1 protein-coding gene and 1 pseudogene are annotated in these 650 nt (G+C 43.5%); both read right to left on the reverse strand.

Features of this window, described 5'->3' with window-relative positions:
• The coding region (locus tag R7093_RS26020) for an NUDIX domain-containing protein (protein ID WP_318147121.1) at window positions 1-120 on the reverse strand (120 nt) is incomplete at its 3' end.
• 207 nt (window positions 121-327) lie between these two features.
• Window positions 328-650 (reverse strand): annotated as a pseudogene (locus R7093_RS26025) (methyl-accepting chemotaxis protein); the annotation flags it as partial.

Genomic DNA, 650 nt, shown 5'->3' on the forward strand with positions numbered 1-650 from the left:
AACCTCAACACTACCGCAGGGGAAAACCCAATAGTGTCTATCGTTTTGAAAACGCTGGATAAGCAAAAGTTCTTGCTGATGATTAACCAGTATAAGGCTGGCTCTTTGTAATAGTTGCATGATTCATTCCTTTGAATTCGGACAACATTCTAGCCATCTTGTTTTACCGACATAGCATTAACACCACGTAGTGATAACTCAGCCCTTAAGAAATGAGCAAGATGCGATATAACTCACTTTTGCGATTTGAATAGCAATGAGACGATGCGTAGAAGCAACAAAAAAGCAGAACCGAAGTTCTGCATATAGAAAATAAAAACATGTCACTTAGGCGGACTGATGTAGCTCGTATTTATGCAACATCGCTTGTTGATGCCCTGCAATTTCTGCCACTTGTTCAGAGCTTTCAACCATGGATTCAAGTTGTAGCTTTGTACGCTCTCCAAGCTCGGAAATATTATTGATGGATTGAGACACGTCCGCCGTCGCACGTTCTTGCTCTTCCGTGGCAACAGAGATCTGCTCAACACGCTCTTGAATGTGCTTAACCGCGAGGTTGATGTCAGAGAATGTCGATTTCACCTCATTGCTGGAATGCAGCGCATGGGTCATTTCTTCTCGCGAATCGTTTACCGCTTGGCGAGAACGCT

The organism is Vibrio sp. 1580, assembly GCF_033340055.1.